This window comes from Serinibacter arcticus, from assembly GCF_003121705.1.
Taxonomy (GTDB): Bacteria; Actinomycetota; Actinomycetes; order Actinomycetales; family Beutenbergiaceae; genus Litorihabitans.
Genome location: NZ_PYHR01000002.1, coordinates 3,646,271 through 3,665,762, shown reverse-complemented (window position 1 = coordinate 3,665,762; position 19,492 = coordinate 3,646,271). Strand labels below are relative to the sequence as shown.

Annotated in this window: 16 protein-coding genes, 1 tRNA gene and 3 rRNA genes; 8 read left to right on the top strand and 12 right to left on the bottom strand. The window is 68.3% G+C overall.

Annotated elements, in window-relative coordinates; translation table 11 throughout:
- Positions 1-26 precede the first annotated feature (26 nt).
- Entirely contained in the window at positions 27-395 is a 369-nt protein-coding gene (locus C8046_RS16290) for a DUF4406 domain-containing protein (RefSeq protein ID WP_109230347.1), read from the bottom strand.
- A gap of 97 nt (positions 396-492) precedes the next feature.
- Here C8046_RS16290 and C8046_RS16285 point away from each other — a divergent pair, with 97 nt between their 5' ends.
- Complete coding sequence (locus C8046_RS16285; RefSeq protein WP_109230346.1) at positions 493-1,242, top strand: DeoR/GlpR family DNA-binding transcription regulator; 750 nt, start codon at positions 493-495, stop codon at positions 1,240-1,242.
- A 41-nt stretch (positions 1,243-1,283) separates the two neighbouring features.
- Here C8046_RS16285 and C8046_RS16280 read toward each other — a convergent pair whose 3' ends face one another.
- The 4 genes from C8046_RS16280 to C8046_RS16265 form a co-directional block, all read right to left on the bottom strand.
- The gene (locus C8046_RS16280; RefSeq protein ID WP_109230345.1) at positions 1,284-2,510 is read right to left on the bottom strand and encodes a PQQ-dependent sugar dehydrogenase; all 1,227 of its coding nucleotides are present in this window, start codon (positions 2,508-2,510) and stop codon (positions 1,284-1,286) included.
- Between the two features lie 83 nt (positions 2,511-2,593).
- Positions 2,594-3,019 carry a hypothetical protein gene (locus C8046_RS16275; RefSeq protein WP_109230344.1) on the bottom strand — a complete coding sequence of 142 codons (426 nt, stop codon included), beginning with the start codon at positions 3,017-3,019 and terminating at the stop codon, positions 2,594-2,596.
- Positions 3,016-3,519, bottom strand: coding sequence for a DinB family protein (locus C8046_RS16270; protein WP_109230343.1), 504 nt, complete (start codon positions 3,517-3,519; stop codon positions 3,016-3,018). The genes C8046_RS16275 and C8046_RS16270 overlap by 4 nt, the downstream gene beginning before the upstream one ends.
- 75 nt (positions 3,520-3,594) lie before the next feature.
- Entirely contained in the window at positions 3,595-4,782 is a 1,188-nt protein-coding gene (locus C8046_RS16265) for an aminotransferase class I/II-fold pyridoxal phosphate-dependent enzyme (RefSeq protein ID WP_109230342.1), read from the bottom strand.
- A 71-nt stretch (positions 4,783-4,853) separates the two neighbouring features.
- On the opposite strand from C8046_RS16265, the gene C8046_RS16260 reads away from it, so the two are divergent.
- Positions 4,854-5,426 (top strand): isochorismatase family protein, encoded by a 573-nt coding sequence (locus C8046_RS16260; RefSeq protein WP_109230341.1) that lies wholly within the window; start codon positions 4,854-4,856, stop codon positions 5,424-5,426.
- An 18-nt stretch (positions 5,427-5,444) separates the two neighbouring features.
- On the opposite strand, the gene rsmI is transcribed toward C8046_RS16260, so the two are convergent.
- The gene (gene rsmI, locus C8046_RS16255) at positions 5,445-6,290 is read right to left on the bottom strand and encodes a 16S rRNA (cytidine(1402)-2'-O)-methyltransferase (protein WP_235866479.1); all 846 of its coding nucleotides are present in this window, start codon (positions 6,288-6,290) and stop codon (positions 5,445-5,447) included.
- A 213-nt stretch (positions 6,291-6,503) separates the two neighbouring features.
- Here rsmI and C8046_RS16250 point away from each other — a divergent pair, with 213 nt between their 5' ends.
- A complete protein-coding gene (locus C8046_RS16250; protein WP_109230340.1) occupies positions 6,504-8,357 on the top strand; it encodes a dolichyl-phosphate-mannose--protein mannosyltransferase in 1,854 nt (617 codons plus the stop codon).
- A gap of 36 nt (positions 8,358-8,393) precedes the next feature.
- Entirely contained in the window at positions 8,394-8,864 is a 471-nt protein-coding gene (locus C8046_RS16245) for an MmcQ/YjbR family DNA-binding protein (protein ID WP_109230339.1), read from the top strand.
- 366 nt (positions 8,865-9,230) lie between these two features.
- On the opposite strand, the gene rrf is transcribed toward C8046_RS16245, so the two are convergent.
- Positions 9,231-9,348: ribosomal RNA gene (gene rrf, locus C8046_RS16240) — 5S ribosomal RNA — on the bottom strand.
- Positions 9,349-9,467: 119 nt separating this feature from the next.
- Positions 9,468-12,580 (bottom strand): 23S ribosomal RNA (locus C8046_RS16235).
- 247 nt (positions 12,581-12,827) lie between these two features.
- Between C8046_RS16235 and C8046_RS18185 the strand changes: the two genes are divergently transcribed.
- A complete protein-coding gene (locus tag C8046_RS18185; RefSeq protein ID WP_146197061.1) occupies positions 12,828-13,007 on the top strand; it encodes a hypothetical protein in 180 nt (59 codons plus the stop codon).
- Positions 13,008-13,015: 8 nt separating this feature from the next.
- Here the strand turns inward: C8046_RS18185 and C8046_RS16230 are convergent.
- The 4 genes from C8046_RS16230 to C8046_RS16215 form a co-directional block, all read right to left on the bottom strand.
- Positions 13,016-14,542, bottom strand: a 16S ribosomal RNA gene (locus C8046_RS16230).
- The 16S, 23S and 5S rRNA genes sit together here, the layout of an rRNA operon.
- 1,091 nt (positions 14,543-15,633) lie before the next feature.
- Positions 15,634-15,706 (bottom strand) — tRNA-Ala (locus tag C8046_RS16225).
- 107 nt (positions 15,707-15,813) lie between these two features.
- Positions 15,814-16,776 carry a hypothetical protein gene (locus C8046_RS16220; RefSeq protein WP_146197195.1) on the bottom strand — a complete coding sequence of 321 codons (963 nt, stop codon included), beginning with the start codon at positions 16,774-16,776 and terminating at the stop codon, positions 15,814-15,816.
- On the bottom strand, positions 16,682-17,479 hold the full coding sequence (locus C8046_RS16215) for a GNAT family protein (RefSeq protein WP_328587614.1): 798 nt from the start codon (positions 17,477-17,479) through the stop codon (positions 16,682-16,684). Before C8046_RS16215 ends, C8046_RS16220 begins: the two co-directional genes overlap by 95 nt.
- A 95-nt stretch (positions 17,480-17,574) precedes the next feature.
- Between C8046_RS16215 and C8046_RS16210 the strand changes: the two genes are divergently transcribed.
- From C8046_RS16210 to C8046_RS16200, 3 genes are all read left to right on the top strand, one after another.
- Entirely contained in the window at positions 17,575-18,276 is a 702-nt protein-coding gene (locus C8046_RS16210; RefSeq protein ID WP_199224503.1) for a 5-formyltetrahydrofolate cyclo-ligase, read from the top strand.
- A gap of 75 nt (positions 18,277-18,351) precedes the next feature.
- Entirely contained in the window at positions 18,352-18,729 is a 378-nt protein-coding gene (locus tag C8046_RS16205; RefSeq protein ID WP_109230337.1) for an FmdB family zinc ribbon protein, read from the top strand.
- Between the two features lie 102 nt (positions 18,730-18,831).
- Complete coding sequence (locus C8046_RS16200) at positions 18,832-19,482, top strand: SAF domain-containing protein (protein ID WP_109230336.1); 651 nt, start codon at positions 18,832-18,834, stop codon at positions 19,480-19,482.
- Positions 19,483-19,492 lie beyond the last annotated feature (10 nt).

Genomic DNA, 19,492 nt, shown 5'->3' with positions numbered 1-19,492 from the left:
GGGGCGCGTCGGCGCGGCCGGTCCCGCTACGGCGCCACGTAGCCGGGGATCTGCTCGACCGCCGTGTAGACCGGCAGGCCACGCTCGCGCGCGATGCGCACGTCGGTGTCGGCGCCGGAGGACTCCCCCGGGAGGCGGAGCACCGCGTCGCAGTGCCGGAGCAGCCGCGCCGCCGTCTCGTACATGACGTCCGCGTCGCCGACCTCGCCGACGGCCTCCAGCTCGCGCAGCACCGGCAGCGCGACCCACTCCCCGATCATCGGCACGTGACCCGCCCGGAAGATCGGCGCCGAGGCCTCCTCCAGGCGGGCGAGGTTCGCGGCGATCAGGGCGGGGTCGCCACCGGTGCCGGAGCGGTAGGGGCCGGCGATGAGGATGAGCTGCGGAGTCGTCATGGCGCCATCTCACCACAACCGTGCAGAATCGTGCAAGACTATGAAGTAATGCGATGCGGCGGGTGAGACCCGCCGAGGCTCACGAGAGGATGGCCCCGTGCTCACAGCCGAACGTCGCGCCCACCTGCTCGCCGTCCTCGCCCGCGACGGCAAGGTCGTCGCCAAGGCCGAGGCGGCCGCCCTCGGACTTTCCGAGGACACGATCCGCCGGGACCTGCGCGACCTCGCCGACGAAGGTCTGGTGCAGCGCGTCTACGGCGGCGCCCTCCCCGTGGCCCCGGCGGCCCAGCCGTACTCGGCGCGCACGATGATCGCGACGGCGAGCAAGGAGCGGGTGGCCCGGCGTGCCGTCACCCTCGTCGAGCCGGGGATGACGGTCGTGCTCGACGGCGGCACGACCGCCCTCGCTCTGGCCCACGCCCTTCCCTCGCACCTTCGAGCCACGATCATCACCCCGAGCCCGCTCGTCGCCGTCGCCCTCGCGGAGACCACCGACGCCGAGATCGTCCTGCTCGGCGGCGTCCTCCACCGTCACTCGCTCGTCGTCGGCGGGGCGCTGGCGGCCGAGGCGGTCAGCGGCCTGAGCGCCGATCTCTTCCTGCTGGGCGTCACGGGCGTCCATCCGGGCGCCGGACTCACCACGGGCGAGATCGAGGACGCGGCGACCAAGCGCGCGATCGCCGGCCGGAGCGCGGCCACCTACGTGCTCGCGAGCGCCGAGAAGCTGGGCGCCGCCTCGCCTCACCGCGTTCTCGAGCTCGGCGAGATCGCCGGTCTCGTCACCGACGGCGACGAGCACCCGGTGCTCGGCGAGCTGCGGTCGGCGGGGGTCACCGTCCTGGGGTGAGGCCCCCAACCCCGCGCCGACGTCGCCGCCTGCCGCCCGCGTCAGTAGGTGAGGCGCAGCAGGCGGTCGTCGTCCGGGCCGGGAGCGCCACGGCCGTCCGTGTTGTTCGTCAGCACCCACAGCCCCCGCTCACCGCCGGCGACGACGGCACGCACCCGTCCGAGCTCGCCCTCGAGGTAGGCGCGCGGCTCCCCCGTCGCCCGGTCGTCGCCGTCGAACGGCACGAGCCACAGCCGCTGCCCGCGCAGACCCGCGAGCCACACGCCGGACGGCGTCACCGCCAGCCCGCTCGGGCTCGCCACGTCGGTGGCCCAGGTGGCGACGGGATCGACGAAGCCGTCGTCCGTGCCGCCGTCGCCCTCGACGTCCGGCCAGCCGTAGTTGCCCCCGGGCTCGATGCGGTTGAGCTCGTCGAGGTCGTTCTGCCCGAACTCGCTCGCGTACAGGACGCCCCCGGCGTCCCAGCCCAGCCCCTGGACGTTGCGGTGTCCGAGCGAGAGCACCGGCGAGTCCGCGACGGGGTTGTCCGGCGCCGGCTCACCCTCGAGCGTCACGCGCAGGATCTTCCCGCCGAGCGAGTCGGGGTCCTGGGCCAGGGAGGGGTCGCCGGCGTCGCCCGTGGAGACGTAGAGGTGGCCGTCGGGACCGAACCCGACCTGGCCGCCGTTGTGGGTCCGGGCGCGCGGGATCCCGTCGACCACCGTGGTGAGCTCACCGAGCTCTGTCCCGTCGAGACGCCCGGTGAGCACCGCGTTGTCGGACTGCCCCGTCCGGTAGACGACCAGGGCCGTCCCCCCGTCGCCGGCCGGCTCCGGGGCGACGGCGACGCCCAGCAGGCCGCCCTCGCCGCCGGGGACGGTCTCGTCGGCGAGGGTGTCGGCGCCCGGCCCCGTCACGTCCGTCTGCGAACCGTCCGGTCCGACGACGACGAGCCGCGCCTCGTCCCGCAGCGTCACCACGAGACCGCCCTCCGGCAGGGGCGCGAGCCCCCACGGCTGCGCGAGACCCGTGGTGACGACCTGGTCGACCGTGACGGTCTCGACGGGTTCGGACGGCTCGGACGGCTCGGTCGTCGGGTCGGGGCTCGCGTCGGAGGTTCCGCTCGCGGTCGGTTCGCTCGCCGGTTCGCTCGTCGGTTCGCTCGCCGGTTCGCTGGTGGTGGCACCGGTCGACGGGCTCGCACCGGCACCGTCCCCCGCGGTCGAGCAAGCGGCGAGGGTGAGGGCGAGCGCGACAGCGACGGTGACGACGGCGGAGGTTCGGGTCATCCTCCATGGTCACCCGATCGGCCGCCTCCGGACCAGGCCGCAGTCGTTCCGCTCTGATCCTTCGCCCGGTCGGCCGAGCAGGGTCAGGTCGTGAACACCCGGATCTCGAGCGTCAGGCGTCCGCCCTCGAGCGACGACTCGACGGTGCGGAACACGCCCTCCTCGTCGCCCTGCCCGTCCCACGCGTCCTCGCTCGCGGCGACCGGGTCCTCCGCGCCCTCCGGCAGGAGCAGGGTCGCCTCGAGGTTCCAGTCCTGGAAGGCGGAGTAGGAGGAGTCGAGCACCTCGGTGCCCTCGGGCAGGTCGAGGCCGCTGATCTGCTCGATCTCCGTGATCGGGAGGTCGATGCACGCGGACCGGTCGCACGACGCGGTCGGTTCGTCGTCCTCGCCGGCGCCCGCGCACGCCCCGAGCAGGCCCGGGCCCAGCAGCACCGCGACGACCACCGACGCACCCCGTCGGCGACCGACGGGCCGCTCCCTCGCCCGCACGCGCGTCGCCGCCGTCATCCCATCGTCTTCTGGCCGTCGATCGTCTCTCGGATGATGTCGGCGTGCCCGGCGTGCTGCGCGGTCTCGGCGATGATGTGGGTCAGCACCCGTCGCGACGTCCAGCGCGTCCCCGGCTCGAACCACGGGGCCTCGGGCAGCGGCTGCGAGCCGTCGAGGTCGGGCAGCGCCAGCACGACCGCCGTCGTCTCCTCCGCGCACCGCGCGTAGTCCTCGAGCAGGCCGGCGAGGGTGTCGCCCTCCAGCATGTGGTGGCCGGCCCACCAGTCGCCCGCGGCCGCCTCGTCGTCGCCGCCGATCATGAACGCGATCCAGCTCCGCTCCGTCGAGGTGACGTGCTTGATGAGCCCGCCGATGTGCAGCTCGCTCACCGTGGGCGTGAGCGCCGCCTGCTCGTCGGTCAGCCCCTCCGCCGTCGTGGTCAGGAACCAGCGGTGGCGCGCCAGGCTGTCCAGGAGGTCAGCCTTCTCGCTGCCGGGTGCCGGGGTCGTGTCCGTCATGGTGGAGCCTTCCTCGAGGAGGTGAGATCGCGAAGGTAGCGCCGACCTCCGACACGACCGAGGGTTCGACGACCCTCAGCCCTGCAACCGCGTCAGACCGCGCTTGATCGAGCGCGTGGCCTGGCCGATCCGGTGCTCGTTCTCGATGAGCGCGAACCGCACGAAGTCGTCGCCGCCGGCGCCGAACCCGACCCCGGGCGAGACCGCGACGTCGCACTCGCGGATCAGGTGCGTGGCGAACTCGATCGAGCCCATCTCGGCGTACGGCTCCGGGATCCGCGCCCAGGCGAACATCGTCCCGCGGGGTCGGTGTATCTCCCAGCCCGCGCGCGACAGCCCGTCGACGAGCGCGTTGCGGCGCGACTCGTAGATGCGCGAGAGCTCGGCCGGGTACTCGTGCGCCTCGTTCAGCGTCACGGTGGCGGCGATCTGGATCGGCTGGAACGTGCCGTAGTCGAGGTAGCTCTTGAGCTGGGTGAGCGCGGCGATCACGTCCGTCCGGCCCACCATGAAGGCCACGCGCCAGCCCGCCATCGAGTACGACTTGGTCAGCGAGTAGAGCTCGACGGCGACCTCCTTCGCCCCCTCGCACTGCATGATCGACGGCGGCTGCCACCCGTCGAAGCACATGTCCGCGTAGGCGAGGTCGTGCACGAGGGCGACGTCGCGCTCGCGCGCCCAGTCCACCAGCCGCTGCAGGTCGGCGAGCTCGACCGTCGTCGTCGTCGGGTTGTGCGGGAAAGACAGCACGACGACGCGCGGCTTCGGCGCCCCCAGCTCCCACGCCTCGATGACGCGGTCGATGTAGCCGGAGCCGTCGTCGCCGTCACCGACGGGCACCTGCAGGGTGGACGCCCCGGCGAAGTACGGCCCCCAGATGTGGATCGGGTAGCTCGGCGTCGGCACGATCGCCGTGTCGCCCGGCTGGAGCAGCACCCACATGAGGTGGCTGAAGCCCTCCTTGGCACCGATCGTCGAGATGATCTCGCGCTCGGGGTCGAGCGTGACGCCGAACCGGCGCATGTACAGGTCGGCCACGGCCTCGCGCAGCTTCGGGATCCCGCGCGAGGAGGAGTAGCGGTGGTTGCGCGTGTTGTGGGCCGCCTCGGCCAGCTTGTCGACGGCGATCTGCGGGCTCGGGAGGTCCGGGTTGCCGAACCCGAGGTCCACCACGTCGCGACCGGCTCGACGGGCCTCGACCTTGAGACCGTCGATGATCGTGAACACGTAGGGCGGCAGGCCCTGGATGCGACGGAAGTCCATGGCCAGACGGTACTCGTTCCCGCACCCCGGGCGTCCTACCGAGCCACGGGACGAGCGCCTAGCCTGGGGGGATGAGCCGAGCACTGATCGTCGTGGACGTCCAGCCGACCTTCTGCGAGGGCGGCGCCCTCGCCGTCGAGGGTGGGAACGCCGTCGCCGAGGCGATCGCCGCCTTCGCGGAGACCCGCCGGAGCGACTACGCCCTGGTGGTGACGACGCAGGACTGGCACATCGACCCCGGCGCCCACTTCTCGAGCGAGCCCGACTTCATCGACTCCTGGCCTCCGCACGGCGTCGCCGGCACCGACGAGGCCGAGCTCCACCCGGAGCTCGCGGGGCTCGCACCGGACATCAGCGTCAAGAAGGGCCAGTACGCCGCGGCCTACTCGGGCTTCGAGGGCGTCGACGCCGACGGCGCCGCCCTGGGCGACCTGCTGGCGGCCGCCGAGATCGACGAGGTCGACGTCGTCGGGCTCGCCGAGTCGCACTGCGTGCTCCGCACGGCCCTCGACGCCCTGGACGAGGGCCTCGCGGTCCGCGTGTTCACCGACCTCACGGTGCCGGTCTCCCCCGAGCAGGGTGAGGCCGCCCGCGAGCTGATGGCGTCCTCCGGCGTCGTGCTGGTGCCGAGCACCCAGGCCTGATCCGGTGCGGGCTCGTCGTCAGCGGGCGGCGAGCGCCGCCTCGTAGACGTCGCGCTTGGCCAGTCCGTGGCGCACGGCGACCTCGGCCGCCGCGTCCTTGAGTCGGGTTCCGTCAGCGACGGCGGCGAGCACCTCGGGGGCGACGTCCGCGGCCGTGACCGATCGCCGCGCCGGGTCCGCTCCGGCGACGACGACCGTGATCTCGCCGCGTACGCCGTCGGCGGCCCACGCCGCCACCTCGCCCAGACCGCCGCGACGCACCTCCTCGTACGGCTTGGTCAGCTCGCGGCACACGGCTACGAGGCGCTCGGGCCCGAACGCCTCGGCCATGTCCGCCAGCGTGGCGGCGATCCGGTGCGGGGACTCGAAGAACACCATCGTGCGTCGCTCGTCGGCGAGCTCGGCGAAGGCCCGACGGCGCTCCCCCGCCTTGCGCGCGACGAAACCCTCGAAGCAGAACCGGTCGCTGGGGAACCCGGAGACGGCCAGAGCGGTGAGCACCGCGGACGGACCGGGCAGCGCCGAGACCCGTACCCCCGCCTCCTGCGCCGCAGCGGCGACGCGGAAGCCGGGGTCGGAGACGGACGGCATCCCGGCGTCGGTGACGACGGCGACCGTCGCCCCCGCCTGCGCGCGCTCGACCAGCTCGACGGCGCGCTCGCGCTCGTTGTGCTCGTGGTAGCTGACGACGTGTCCCGTCGGATGCACACCGATCCGCCGCAGCAGCTGGCGAAGCGTGCGGGTGTCCTCCGCGGCGACGACGTCGGCCTGGCCCAGCAGGTCCCGCAGGTTCTCGGTCGCGTCCCGCGAGCTGCCGATCGGCGTCGCGGCCAGGACGATGCGGGACAGGCCTCGCCACCGCAGCGGACCGGGTTCGACGGCGTCCTCGGGCGCGCCCTCCTCCGGGGTCGACGCCGCGTCGAGGTCGTCCGCCGTCGCGTCATCGTCGTGCGTGGTGCGGCCGGCGGTCTCCCGCGCGGCGTCGTCGCTGTCTGCTCGGGTGCTCACCCGGCCATTGTTCCCCGGTCCGGCCCGGCACCGCGCCCGGCGACGGAGGGGTCGACCTAGACTCGGCGGGTGAGTGACTCCCCCCGGCCCGACCCGGCCCCGCTCTCGCCGTACGTCCTCGATCCCCGGGCCGCCGGGCTGGAGGACGACGGTGACGCCGCGCGTTCCCGACCGGCGGAAACGGCCGACGGGTTGTCCGAGCCCGGTGTGCGCACGAGGGACGACGCCGCTGTCGAGGACGGCACGAGCGCGTGGGCCAGCGCCGACCTGGCAGGGACCGAGCCGACGACGGTCGAGGCGGCGCCGCCGGAGCCCGAGACCCGCACCGCGTCGGAGCACCTCGCGCTCCTGCTCCCCCGCCTGGTCGACCGCGTCGAGGGCAGCCGCCTGTGGGGCTGGATCGCCGCACTCGCCGTGACAGCCGTGGCGGCGGTGCTCCGGCTCGTCGCCCTCGATCGCCCGGCCCGCGTCGTCTTCGACGAGACCTACTACGTCAAGCAGGCCTACTCGCTGCTGACGCTGGGCTACGAGGGTGACTGGGCCGACGAGCAGGACGAGGCGTTCGCCGCCGGCGACTACTCGGGTCTCTCGGAGACCCCCGACTACGTGGTGCACCCCCCGCTCGGCAAGTGGCTCATCGCCATCGGCATGAGACTCCTCGGCACCGAGTCGATGGTCGGTTGGCGGATCTCGGGTGCCGTGGCCGGCATCATCGGCGTGCTGCTCGTGGTGCGCATCGGGCGGCGGCTGCTCGGCTCGACCCTGCTGGGGGCGACGGCGGGGCTCCTCCTCGCCGTCGACGGCATGCACATCGTCATGAGCCGCACCGGCATCCTCGACATCTTCGTCTCGACGTTCGTCATCGCCGCGTTCGGCACGCTCCTGCTGGACAGGGAGCAGTCCCGACGGCGGCTCGCCACGCGCGTGGCAGGGCAGCTCGCCGAGCACGGACGCCTGCGCGACCCGTGGGGCCCTCGGATCGGTGTGCGGTGGTGGCTCGTCGCGACCGGGGTCCTGCTCGGTCTCGCCTGCGGGGTGAAGTGGTCCGGCATCTACGCGGTCGCCGTCTTCGGGATCCTCGCGGTGGTCTGGTCGGTGTTCGCCCGCCGGGCCGCCGGGGTCCGGCTGTGGGTCGGCGCCGGCCTGGTGCGGGACGGCGTCTCGAGCTTCGTCGCCCTGGTCCCGACCGCGGTGCTCACCTACGTCGCGGGCTGGGCGAGCTGGTTCGCCAGCGACGGCGCGTACAACCGGCGCTGGGCCCAGGACGTCAACGCCGTCGCCGCTGTGCCCGAGCGAACCTGGATGCCCGACGCCCTGAACTCCCTGTGGCAGTACCACCTGCAGATGTGGTCCTTCCACCAGGGGCTGGACTCCGAGCACACCTACTCCTCCCACCCGGTGGGCTGGCTGCTCCAGGTCCGACCGACGTCGTTCGCCTGGAAGCGGCTGACCGACGCCCAGGGCAACGAGACCGGCGACGTCGAGGTCGTCCTGGCACTCGGCAATCCGATCGTGTGGTGGGGAGGTGCGATCGCCCTGCTGGTCGTGCTGTGGTGGGCCCTGCGCCGCCGGGACTGGCGCGCCTGGGGCATCCTGGCGGGCTACGCCGCCATGTACCTCCCCTGGTTCACCTACTCCGCACCCTTCGCGAACCGGACGATCTTCACGTTCTACACGGTCGCGTTCGCGCCCTTCGTCGCACTCGCGCTGGCGTACGCCCTCGGGAAGGCGCTCGCTCCCGACGGTGCCGGTACCCGCGCCCGACGTCGCGGCTACTGGATCCTCGGGGGCGTGGTCGGTCTCGCGGTCGTCGTGGCCGCGTTCTACTGGCCGATCTGGATCGGTCACCCCGTTCCGTACGAGTTCTGGCGCTGGCACATGTGGATCCCCTCGTTCTCGTCCCTGAGGGTGGGCTGGGTCTAGCCTGGTCTTCCAGACACCTCGACGAGGAGGGTTGCGATGGTGCACCCGCGGATGTACGACGACGACGATCCCGTCCTCCGACGACTGCGCACCGTCGCACTGGCGTTCCCGGAGGCGACCGAGGTCGAGGCGCACGGCAGACCTACGTTTCGCACGACCAAGGTGTTCGCCTACTTCGGGGGCTCCGTTCGCGGCAAGGCAACGGGGGACAGACGGGACCACGCCCTCCTGCTCAAGCTCCCCGAGGCCGAGCGACAGGCCCTGAGTGACGACCCCAGGTGCTTCGAGCCCGCCTACCTCGGTCCGAGCGGGTGGCTCGGCCTGGACCTCGACCTCGAGGGCCCTGACGGGGTCACCGAGTGGTCCGAGGTGGCCGAGCTGCTGGACTCCTCCTACCGGGCGACGGCGCCGGCGCGGCTGACCGTGGTGCTCGACGACGCGGTGTCCGCCGGCAGCGACCCCGTCACCACGGCGCGCGCGGCACACCCGGACAACGACGCCACCTAGCTCTGCTCCCCCGCAGGCAGCCACGGGGCGCCCACCCCTGCTGAGTGCTGGGTTGTTGCCGGTGACACGCCGGTGGTGGCGTCAGGAAGTCAGCACTCAGCAGCAAGGCCCAGGCGCGCCCACCCCTGCTGAGTGCTGGGTTGTTGCCGGTGACACGCCGGTGGTGGCGGCAGAAAGTCAGCACTCAGCAGCAAGGCCGAAGCTCGCCCTCGCCCGCTGAGTGCTGAGTTGCTGCCGGTGACACGCCGGTGGGGGCGGCAGGAAGTCAGCACTCAGGACAGGGTGACCACCGCGCTGGGCGTCCGGTGAACCTGCCCGGGAATGGCGAAAGGCCCCACCCTTGCGGGTGGGGCCTTTCGAATGGGTGTTCGGCGGTGTCCTACTCTCCCACCCCGTCTCCAGGGCAGTACCATCGGCGCTGAGGGGCTTAGCTTCCGGGTTCGGAATGGTGCCGGGCGTTTCCCGCCTCGCTATGGCCGCCGTAACTCTGTCGAACTGTCAAACACAACCCCACCCAACCCAGGCAGTACCCGGGTCGGGGGTGTGTTGGTGGTTCGGGAACCGCACAGTGGACGCGTCGCAACATATTTTGAGCTTGTTGGTGTGGTGAAGTGATCGGCTTATTAGTACCGGTCAGCTCCACGGGTCTTTAGTCCCCGCTTCCACTTCCGGCCTATCACCCAGTGGTCTACTGGGAGCCTCTCCACTCTCAAGGAGTGATGGAAACCTCATCTTGAAGCAGGCTTCCCGCTTAGATGCTTTCAGCGGTTATCCCTTCCCAACGTAGCTAACCAGCAGTGCTCCTGGCGGAACAACTGGCACACCAGAGGTTAGTCCGTCCCGGTCCTCTCGTACTAAGGACAGCCCTTCTCAAGTTTCCTGCGCGCGCAGCGGATAGGGACCGAACTGTCTCACGACGTTCTAAACCCAGCTCGCGTGCCGCTTTAATGGGCGAACAGCCCAACCCTTGGGACCGACTCCAGCCCCAGGATGCGACGAGCCGACATCGAGGTGCCAAACCATGCCGTCGATATGGACTCTTGGGCAAGATCAGCCTGTTATCCCCGGGGTACCTTTTATCCGATGAGCGACGGCGCTTCCACAAGCCACCGCCGGATCACTAGTCCCGACTTTCGTCCCTGTTCGACCTGTCAGTCTCACAGTCAAGCTCCCTTGTGCACTTACACTCGACACCTGATTGCCAACCAGGCTGAGGGAACCTTTGGGCGCCTCCGTTACATTTTGGGAGGCAACCGCCCCAGTTAAACTACCCACCAGGCACTGTCCCTGGTCCGGATCACGGACCGAAGTTAGATGTCCAAAACGACCAGAGTGGTATTTCAAGGACGACTCCACCCCTACTGGCGTAAAGGTTTCACAGTCTCCCACCTATCCTACACAAGCCGTTTCGAACACCAATACCAAGCTATAGTAAAGGTCCCGGGGTCTTTCCGTCCTGCTGCGCGTAACGAGCATCTTTACTCGTAGTGCAATTTCGCCGAGTTCGCGGTTGAGACAGCGGAGAAGTCGTTACGCCATTCGTGCAGGTCGGAACTTACCCGACAAGGAATTTCGCTACCTTAGGATGGTTATAGTTACCACCGCCGTTTACTGGGGCTTAAATTCTCAGCTTCGCCTTGCGGCTAACCGGTCCTCTTAACCTTCCAGCACCGGGCAGGCGTCAGTCCGTATACATCGTCTTGCGACTTCGCACGGACCTGTGTTTTTAGTAAACAGTCGCTTCTCCCTGGTCTCTGCGGCCCTTGCACGCTCACCACAGCAAGTGTGGATCACGCTCCGGGCCCCCCTTCTCCCGAAGTTACGGGGGCATTTTGCCGAGTTCCTTAACCACGATTGTCTCGATCGCCTTAGTATTCTCTACCTGACCACCTGAGTCGGTTTGGGGTACGGGCGGCTAGTACCTCGCGTCGAGGCTTTTCTTGGCACCATAGGATCACCATATTCCCGCGTTCGCGGTCACCATCACCTCTCGGACTGTATGCACAACGGATTTGCCTATCATGCGTCCTACGGGCTTGGAAGGAGTCAACCATCGCTCCAACTGGCTACCTTCATGCGTCACCCCTGTTAATACGCTTACCTACTACCGGTTCAGGTCCCACGCGCCCCTACCCGATGCAACCCGAAGGTCACGGTGGGAAGGATTGGGTGGTTAGTATCACCGGGCTCGGTATGGGCGGTACTTCGCCGGTACGGGAATATCAACCCGTTGTCCATCGACTACGCCTGTCGGCCTCGCCTTAGGTCCCGACTTACCCAGGGCGGATTAACCTGGCCCTGGAACCCTTGGTCATTCGGCGGACGGGTTTCTCACCCGTCTTTCGCTACTCATGCCTGCATTCTCACTCGTGTAGGCTCCACCACTGGATCACTCCGCAGCTTCACTGCCCACACGACGCTCCCCTACCCATCCACACGACTGAACCACGAAGGCTTGTCTACAGTGTGAATGCCACAGCTTCGGCGGTGTGCTTGAGCCCCGCTACATTGTCGGCGCGGAATCACTTGACCAGTGAGCTATTACGCACTCTTTCAAGGGTGGCTGCTTCTAAGCCAACCTCCTGGTTGTCTGGGCAACTCCACATCCTTTCCCACTTAGCACACGCTTGGGGGCCTTAGCTGGTGATCTGGGCTGTTTCCCTCTCGACTATGAAGCTTATCCCCCACAGTCTCACTGCTGCGCTCTGGCTTACCGGCATTCGGAGTTTGGCTGACGTCAGTAACCTGGTAGGGCCCATCGGCCATCCAGTAGCTCTACCTCCGGCAAGGAACACGCAACGCTGCACCTATATGCATTTCGGGGAGAACCAGCTATCACGAAGTTTGATTGGCCTTTCACCCCTACCCACAGGTCATCCCCCAGGTTTTCAACCCTGGTGGGTTCGGTCCTCCACACGGTCTTACCCGCGCTTCAACCTGCCCATGGGTAGATCACTTCGCTTCGGGTCTAGAGCACGCGACTGAATCGCCCTATTCGGACTCGCTTTCGCTACGGCTTCCCCACACGGGTTAACCTCGCCACGTACCACTAACTCGCAGGCTCATTCTTCAAAAGGCACGCCGTCACCCCAACTAGGGAGGCTCCGACGGATTGTAAGCAAACGGTTTCAGGTACTATTTCACTCCCCTCCCGGGGTACTTTTCACCTTTCCCTCACGGTACTTGTCCGCTATCGGTCATCAGGTAGTATTTAGGCTTAGCAAGTGGTCTTGCCAGATTCACACGGGATTTCACGGGCCCCGTGCTACTCGGGAACACTCACAGAAGACCATGCCATTTCGTCTACGGGGGTCGCACCCTGTATCCCCACCCGTTCAAGAGTGTTCGACTATGACACGCTTTTGTAACTCCTTCGCACTTGCGGCAGCAGTGCTAGTAAGGTCCCACAACCCCGCATGCGCAACCCCTGCCGGGTATCACACGCACACGGTTTAGCCTGATCCGCTTTCGCTCGCCACTACTCACGGAATATCTCTTCCTGCCGGTACTGAGATGTTTCACTTCCCGGCGTTCCCTCCACACACCCTATATATTCAGGTGCAGGTCACACGACATGACTCGTGCGGGGTTTCCCCATTCGGAAATCCTCGGATCACAGCTCGTTTGCCAACTCCCCGAGGCTTATCGCAGGCCACAACGTCCTTCTTCGGCTCCTGATGCCAAGGCATCCACCGTTTGCTCTTAAACACTTGACCACAAAAGATCAAAGATGCTCGCGTCCACTGTGCAGTTCTCAAACAACCAACCCCACCCACCACCACCACCCACCCCAACAGAGATGACCAGTGACAGCGAGGGCCAGAAACAACCACCCGACCGCGCCAGCGTCACCACCAGCACAACCCGTGTGTTGCCTCAGGACCCAACAGTGTGCCCCCCACCGCAGCCCCAGCCCCCCAGACCCCCCATTGAAGGAGCCGGCAGACCAGACACGATGAAAGAGTGAACCTGATGTTCCACCCAAGAGTCACAGGCAACCCCACCATCGAGATGATGATGTTCGACCTGCCACCCACACCCCACACCCCGAACAGCTCAACCCTCCACCCCCCACCACAGCAGGAAGCATCAACGAGCGAGCACGAACAAGCAGTGCAGAAGAAAGTGAGCAGCCAACGTTGACTCCTTAGAAAGGAGGTGATCCAGCCGCACCTTCCGGTACGGCTACCTTGTTACGACTTAGTCCTAATCGCCAATCCCACCTTCGACAGCTCCCCCCTACAAGAGGTTGGGCCACTGGCTTCGGGTGTTACCGACTTTCATGACTTGACGGGCGGTGTGTACAAGGCCCGAGAACGTATTCACCGCAGCATTGCTGATCTGCGATTACTAGCGACTCCGACTTCATGGGGTCGAGTTGCAGACCCCAATCCGAACTGAGACCGGCTTTCTGGGATTCGCTCCACCTCGCGGTATCGCAGCCCTTTGTACCGGCCATTGTAGCATGCGTGAAGCCCAAGACATAAGGGGCATGATGATTTGACGTCATCCCCACCTTCCTCCGAGTTGACCCCGGCAGTCTCCTATGAGTCCCCACCATCACGTGCTGGCAACATAGGACGAGGGTTGCGCTCGTTGCGGGACTTAACCCAACATCTCACGACACGAGCTGACGACAACCATGCACCACCTGTACATGAGTGTCCAAAGAGACCACCATCTCTGGTGGCTTCTCAAGTATGTCAAGCCTTGGTAAGGTTCTTCGCGTTGCATCGAATTAATCCGCATGCTCCGCCGCTTGTGCGGGCCCCCGTCAATTCCTTTGAGTTTTAGCCTTGCGGCCGTACTCCCCAGGCGGGGCACTTAATGCGTTAGCTACGGCGCGGAATCCGTGGAAACAGACCCCACACCTAGTGCCCAACGTTTACGGCATGGACTACCAGGGTATCTAATCCTGTTCGCTCCCCATGCTTTCGCTCCTCAGCGTCAGTAACGGCCCAGAGACCTGCCTTCGCCATCGGTGTTCCTCCTGATATCTGCGCATTCCACCGCTACACCAGGAATTCCAGTCTCCCCTACCGCACTCTAGTCTGCCCGTACCCACTGCACGCCCCAAGTTGAGCCTGGGGATTTCACAGCAGACGCGACAAACCGCCTACGAGCTCTTTACGCCCAATAATTCCGGACAACGCTTGCGCCCTACGTATTACCGCGGCTGCTGGCACGTAGTTAGCCGGCGCTTCTTCTGCAGGTACCGTCACCCGAAAGCTTCTTCCCTACTGAAAGAGGTTTACAACCCGAAGGCCGTCATCCCTCACGCGGCGTCGCTGCATCAGGCTTTCGCCCATTGTGCAATATTCCCCACTGCTGCCTCCCGTAGGAGTCTGGGCCGTGTCTCAGTCCCAGTGTGGCCGGTCACCCTCTCAGGCCGGCTACCCGTCATCGCCTTGGTAGGCCTTCACCCCACCAACAAGCTGATAGGCCGCGAGCCCATCCCAGACCAGAAACCCTTTCAACAACCCGACATGCATCAGGAAGTGATATCCAGTATTAGCCCCGGTTTCCCGGAGTTATCCCAGAGTCTGGGGCAGGTTACTCACGTGTTACTCACCCGTTCGCCACTAATCAGGAATGCAAGCACCCCATCATCGTTCGACTTGCATGTGTAAAGCACGCCGCCAGCGTTCGTCCTGAGCCAGGATCAAACTCTCCGTCAAAAACTAACCCCACCACACCCGAAAGCACGACGGGAATCATTTAACGACAATGATCCAAGCAAAAACCCGAACAACCACAACCCCCAAAGGAAGCCATGACGCCCGGCAAAACAAAAACAGTCAACCAAACCCCACAACGCATGCCCCGAAGGACCGCGCCACAGAACCCGGCCAACAAATGGCATCAAGTTCACAAACACACTGTTGAGTTCTCAAACAACACACCACACCAGTCCATCCACACCCCAAACCCTGGGGCCCGGACCAACCGGGGCAACTTCTCCAACTTACACCCCCCAAGCCACTCCGTCAAACCAACGGCCTGACCAGATCCAGCTCAAGGGTGACCCCGCGACAGTGGAACCGCTTCAGCGGCTCTTCGCTTGGGATTCACGGTCAGCCCCGGCCCTCTCGGTCCGGCTCGCTTCCCCGTGTGACAAGAACATTACGTCAGGGTGACCGATGTGGCAAATCGGCGTGATCACTGGGTTCCGCCACGCCTCGACGCCGGCTCCCGCTCGCTGGCCCGGTGCGTCGGCGAGCTCGGCCGGGCCGTGGCGACCACCTGGAGCCAGTCTCACGCACCCGCCTGACGATGGCCGCCTGGGCCTCGGGGGATCGCCACGTTCGCGGTCAGGTCCGGCCGCGCCTTGCGGTTCGAGCGGCCCCTACCTTGCTGGTGCGTCCCCCTGCGGATCCGCTCCCCCACTGATGCGCTCCCCCACTGATGCGCTCCCCCACCAGAGGACTCGTCCGCCGCACCGAACGCGCTGCCCCGTCGCAGCGGTCTGGATGCTCGATGGTCGCCGTGATCTCGGTACCCGGCGGGCGCAGTGGTCGCAGCCGTCCGAGTCCTGCGGTCCGGGCGTCGAGCGCCGACCGCCGGCAAACCGGTCACCGCCCCGGAGAGGGGAACCCCCGCCCGCGGCGACCGGAACCGCGAGCTCGAGACCCGACCACCGCTGCGCCACGTCCGGTCCCGGACCACACCTCGGACCTCTGGGATCGGCCCCGATCCCCCGACACCCCCGGCCTCCCCAGGAACGACAACAGCCTGCCCGGCTGAGCCGGACAGGCTGTCGTACTGCGGGTGGAGCATAGGGGATTCGAACCCCTGACCTCTTCGATGCGAACGAAGCGCGCTACCAACTGCGCCAATGCCCCGATGCTCTTCGGGTTACCCCCGGTTGAGCGGGATCAAGACTAACACTCGGACGGTCCTGAGCCGAATCGGCGGAAGGACGCGGCTCGTACGCCGCGTCCGGCCCCGCTCAGGCCCCGACCGCCCTGCGCCGGGCGAGGACCGCCCGAAGATCGATGCCCTCGTCGATCGAGACCTCGAGGGAGACGTCGGCCTCCGCCGTCGTCGGCGCGACGGGAGCCTCGTACGGAGCAGCCTCGCGGCGCACCGCGACCGGCTTCAGCGTGTAGGTGGGCACCGGCACCGGGACGGGCGTCCAGGACCCCGCCACCGCCGGCTCCTCGACCTCGGCCACGACCTCGACCGGCTCGGGCTCGGCCTCGACCGGGACCTCCACGGGAACGTCGTCCGTCTGCCAGCTCAGTCGGCCGGCCGCGGCGTCGCTCGGGGCGGCGTCGGGACGCGCAGCGCCCTCGGCCGACAGGTGCGAGCGCAGCTGCGAGGGCGAGTAGGTCGGACCCGCGGCGCGGGTCGCCCGCGGCTCGGTGAGGCTGGTGGGAACCTGCGCCCACTCCGCACGCTCGGCCCTCGCCGTCCGGACACCGAGCCACAGCACCGCTGCGAGCACGACCGTCGGGAAGGCGGCGAGCAGGAAGGAGAACTGGGCGAGCGCGACGGCCGCCCAGGAGATTCCGGAGACGAGCACGAGCGCCACGGTCAGCACGAGACGGCGCCGCGCTGCGGCGGCCTGCTCTGCTCGGCGTGCGGCGAGGGCAGCACGAACCGCCGCCACGCGACGCGCCTCGTTGGCGGTTCGGCGGTCTGCCATCCCGGTGGGACGGTTCACGGTGAGCTCCTCACCTCGCGGGCCTGGGACGGACGGTGAGACGACGAGGGCCCTGGTGCTCGGCAGTCGCGTCTCCTGGCGGGGTCGTCCCCCGGCACCGCCACGTGCCACGACCCGCAGCTCCTGGGAGAAGCGGTCGTCCACGCAGCTGTCACCGGCCGCCTGGCGCCGTCGCACGAGCGACGGCACGAGGTAACCCAGGATCAGCATGACTGCCGCCGCAATGACGTACCCGGCGAAACTCACGAGGTAGACGGTAGGTGCGGGGTTGCACGCGACGGCGCAGGTCGCCGGGCGTGTCGGCAACCGGTCCCGAGATCGCGTCCGACCGCTCCGTCTGTAAGCGGGCCCTAGCCGACCGCGGGCCGTGCCATCGCCCGGGCGACGGGGACGAGGCCCTCCGGTGCCTCCCGGACCGTGAGTGCGAAGGTCCGATGGTCGGCCCACTCCCCTGGATGTGGAGGTACGCGCGCCGCAGACCCTCGTCCCGGAGTCCGAGCTTCTCCACCACCCGCAGGCTCGCCCGGTTCTCGGGCCGGATGTTGATCTCCACCCGGTGCAGCCCGAGGGAGAAGAAGCAGTCGTCCACCGCCATCGCGACGGCGAGCGGTGTGAGTCCGCGACCGGCCACGTCGCGGGAGATCCAGTAACCGATCGCGGCCGAGCTGAGCGAACCGTGGGTGATGTTCGAGACGGTCACCTGACCGACGATCGCGCCGGCGTGCTCCATCACCCAGGGGCGCGAGACGCCGGTCCTGGCCTGGCGGTTCACCTCCCGCACGTACTGCCCGAAGGTGAGGGGCGAGACCGGCGATCCAGGAGGCAGCGTCGCCTCCCACGGCGCGAGCCAGGAGGCGTTCCGGGCTCGGACGCGTCCCCACTCCTTGGCGTCCCGTCGGCGGAGCGGCCGCAGCACGAGGTCGCCCTCCACGAGTCGCGTCGGCCACATGAGCGCTCACCCTAGCGGCCACCTCGGCCGCGTCCACGGGCTGGTCGGAAACGCGGTGCTCACGGGTCCGCATCGATCCGTGCGACAGTGGTCGGGTGACCGGCAACGACGCCCCCACCCTGTCCACCCCTGCCACGGCAGATGCCTCGGACCTCCTGGCCGACCCGCACTCCTCCGCGGACTCGATCCTCGCGATCGAGCTCCTCGAGGACCGTAAGGACGACCTCCGTGCCGTGATCAAGGAGCGCCGGGCCCAGCTCGACGCCCGCGCGCTCGCCTCAAGCGCCGACGAGATCGCCCGACGCTCGATCGAGCTCGCGGCCGCTCTCGGCCTCGAGGCCGGCGAAACCGTCGCCGCCTACGTCTCGCGCCGGCACGAGCCCGGCACGCTGCCCGCTCTCGAGGCGCTGCACGCGGCCGGCTTCGAGGTGCTCGTCCCGGTGCTGGGTCCTGCGCTCGACCGGTGCTGGGGCGTGTTCACCGGGACCGACGACCTCGCGCAGCTCGCGCCGGGGCGGCCGCTCGAGCCCCGGGGGGCCTGCGAGGAGGCGCCCGCGCTGGGCCGCGCCCGCCTCGTCCTCGTCCCCGCCCTCGCGATCGACGACGACGGCGTGCGGCTGGGACTCGGCGGTGGCTGGTACGACCGCGCCCTCCTCCACGCCGACCCGGACGCCTCCGTCTACGGCGTCGTGTACGACGGCGAGGCCCACCACCCCACCCTCCCCCGCGCACCGCACGACATCCCGGTGCGCGGTGTGCTGACGCCCACCTCGTCGTGGCCGCTGCCTCCCGCGTGACGGCGTAGAATTGGCACTCGGATCGAGAGAGTGCCAGCCGACGGACCGTCGGCCGGACTGACGCCGAGGAGCCCCATGCCGACCTACGCCTACCGCTGCACGGAGTGCGGGCACGCGTTCGACATCTACCAGTCCTTCACCGAGGACTCCCTGACGGTCTGCCCCGAGTGCGCGGGCAAGCTCCGCAAGGTGCTCTCCCCTGTCGGCGTCGTCTTCAAGGGTTCGGGCTTCTACCGCAACGACTCCCGCGGCACGTCGACGTCGAGCGAGTCCTCGGGGAGCTCCTCCACGAGCGGGTCGTCCTCGGGCGAGTCGTCCAAGGGCGAGTCCTCCAAGGGTGAGACGTCCAAGCCGAGCACCCCCTCCCCCAGCACGGGCTCCGGCTCCACCTCGGGCGGCGCCTCGTCGTCGTCGAGCGGCACGTCCGGCCCCGGTAAGGCCGCCTCCAGCTGATTCCCCGGCGCGCGCTGTCCCCAGGACCGCGCCGCGTGCGTTCGTCCCCATCGGCGCCCGTTCGCAGGGCTGCGTCGGCGAGTCCCTGGCTACCGTCGGCCGATGACGACGGCGATCACCACCTCATCCCGGCGGCGACGCCTGCGCTCGATCCTGTGGCGCTGGCGTCCTGCGCTCGTCGCCCTCCTCGTCGCCGTCGCCGCGTGGTCCGCGCTCGGCGCGCTGCGTCCCGCGCCCCCGCCGTCGGTCGATCTGGTCGTCGCGACGGCGGACCTCCCCGCCGGGCACCTGCTGGCCGACGCCGACGTCGGCACCGTCTCGATCCCCGTCTCCGCTGCGCCGGCCGCCGCGCTCCGGCTCGGTGCGGACGCCGTCGGGCACCGCCTGGCCCATCCGGCGGGTCGGGGCGTCCCCCTGGTGCCCTCCGACCTCGTCGACGGCGGCGCGTGGTCCTTCGCCGAGGACGGCGAGCTGGTGGTTCCCATTCGGCTGGCGGACCCGGCCGTGCCCGACCTGCTCCCGACGGCGACGCCGCTCCACCTGGTCTCCGCCACGGGCGCCGGCTCGACCCTGCTGACGGATCGGGCGCGCCTCGTCGCGGCCGTCCGGGAGGAGACGACGACCTCGGTGCTCGGCGGCGGCGAACACTCCGGGACGCTGCTCCTGCTGGCGGTTCCGCAGGAGGTCGCTACTCTCGTCCTCGACGCCAGTGCGGGCGGTTCCCTGACCGTCGCCCTCGGGACGGGGGACTGACCACGCTCCA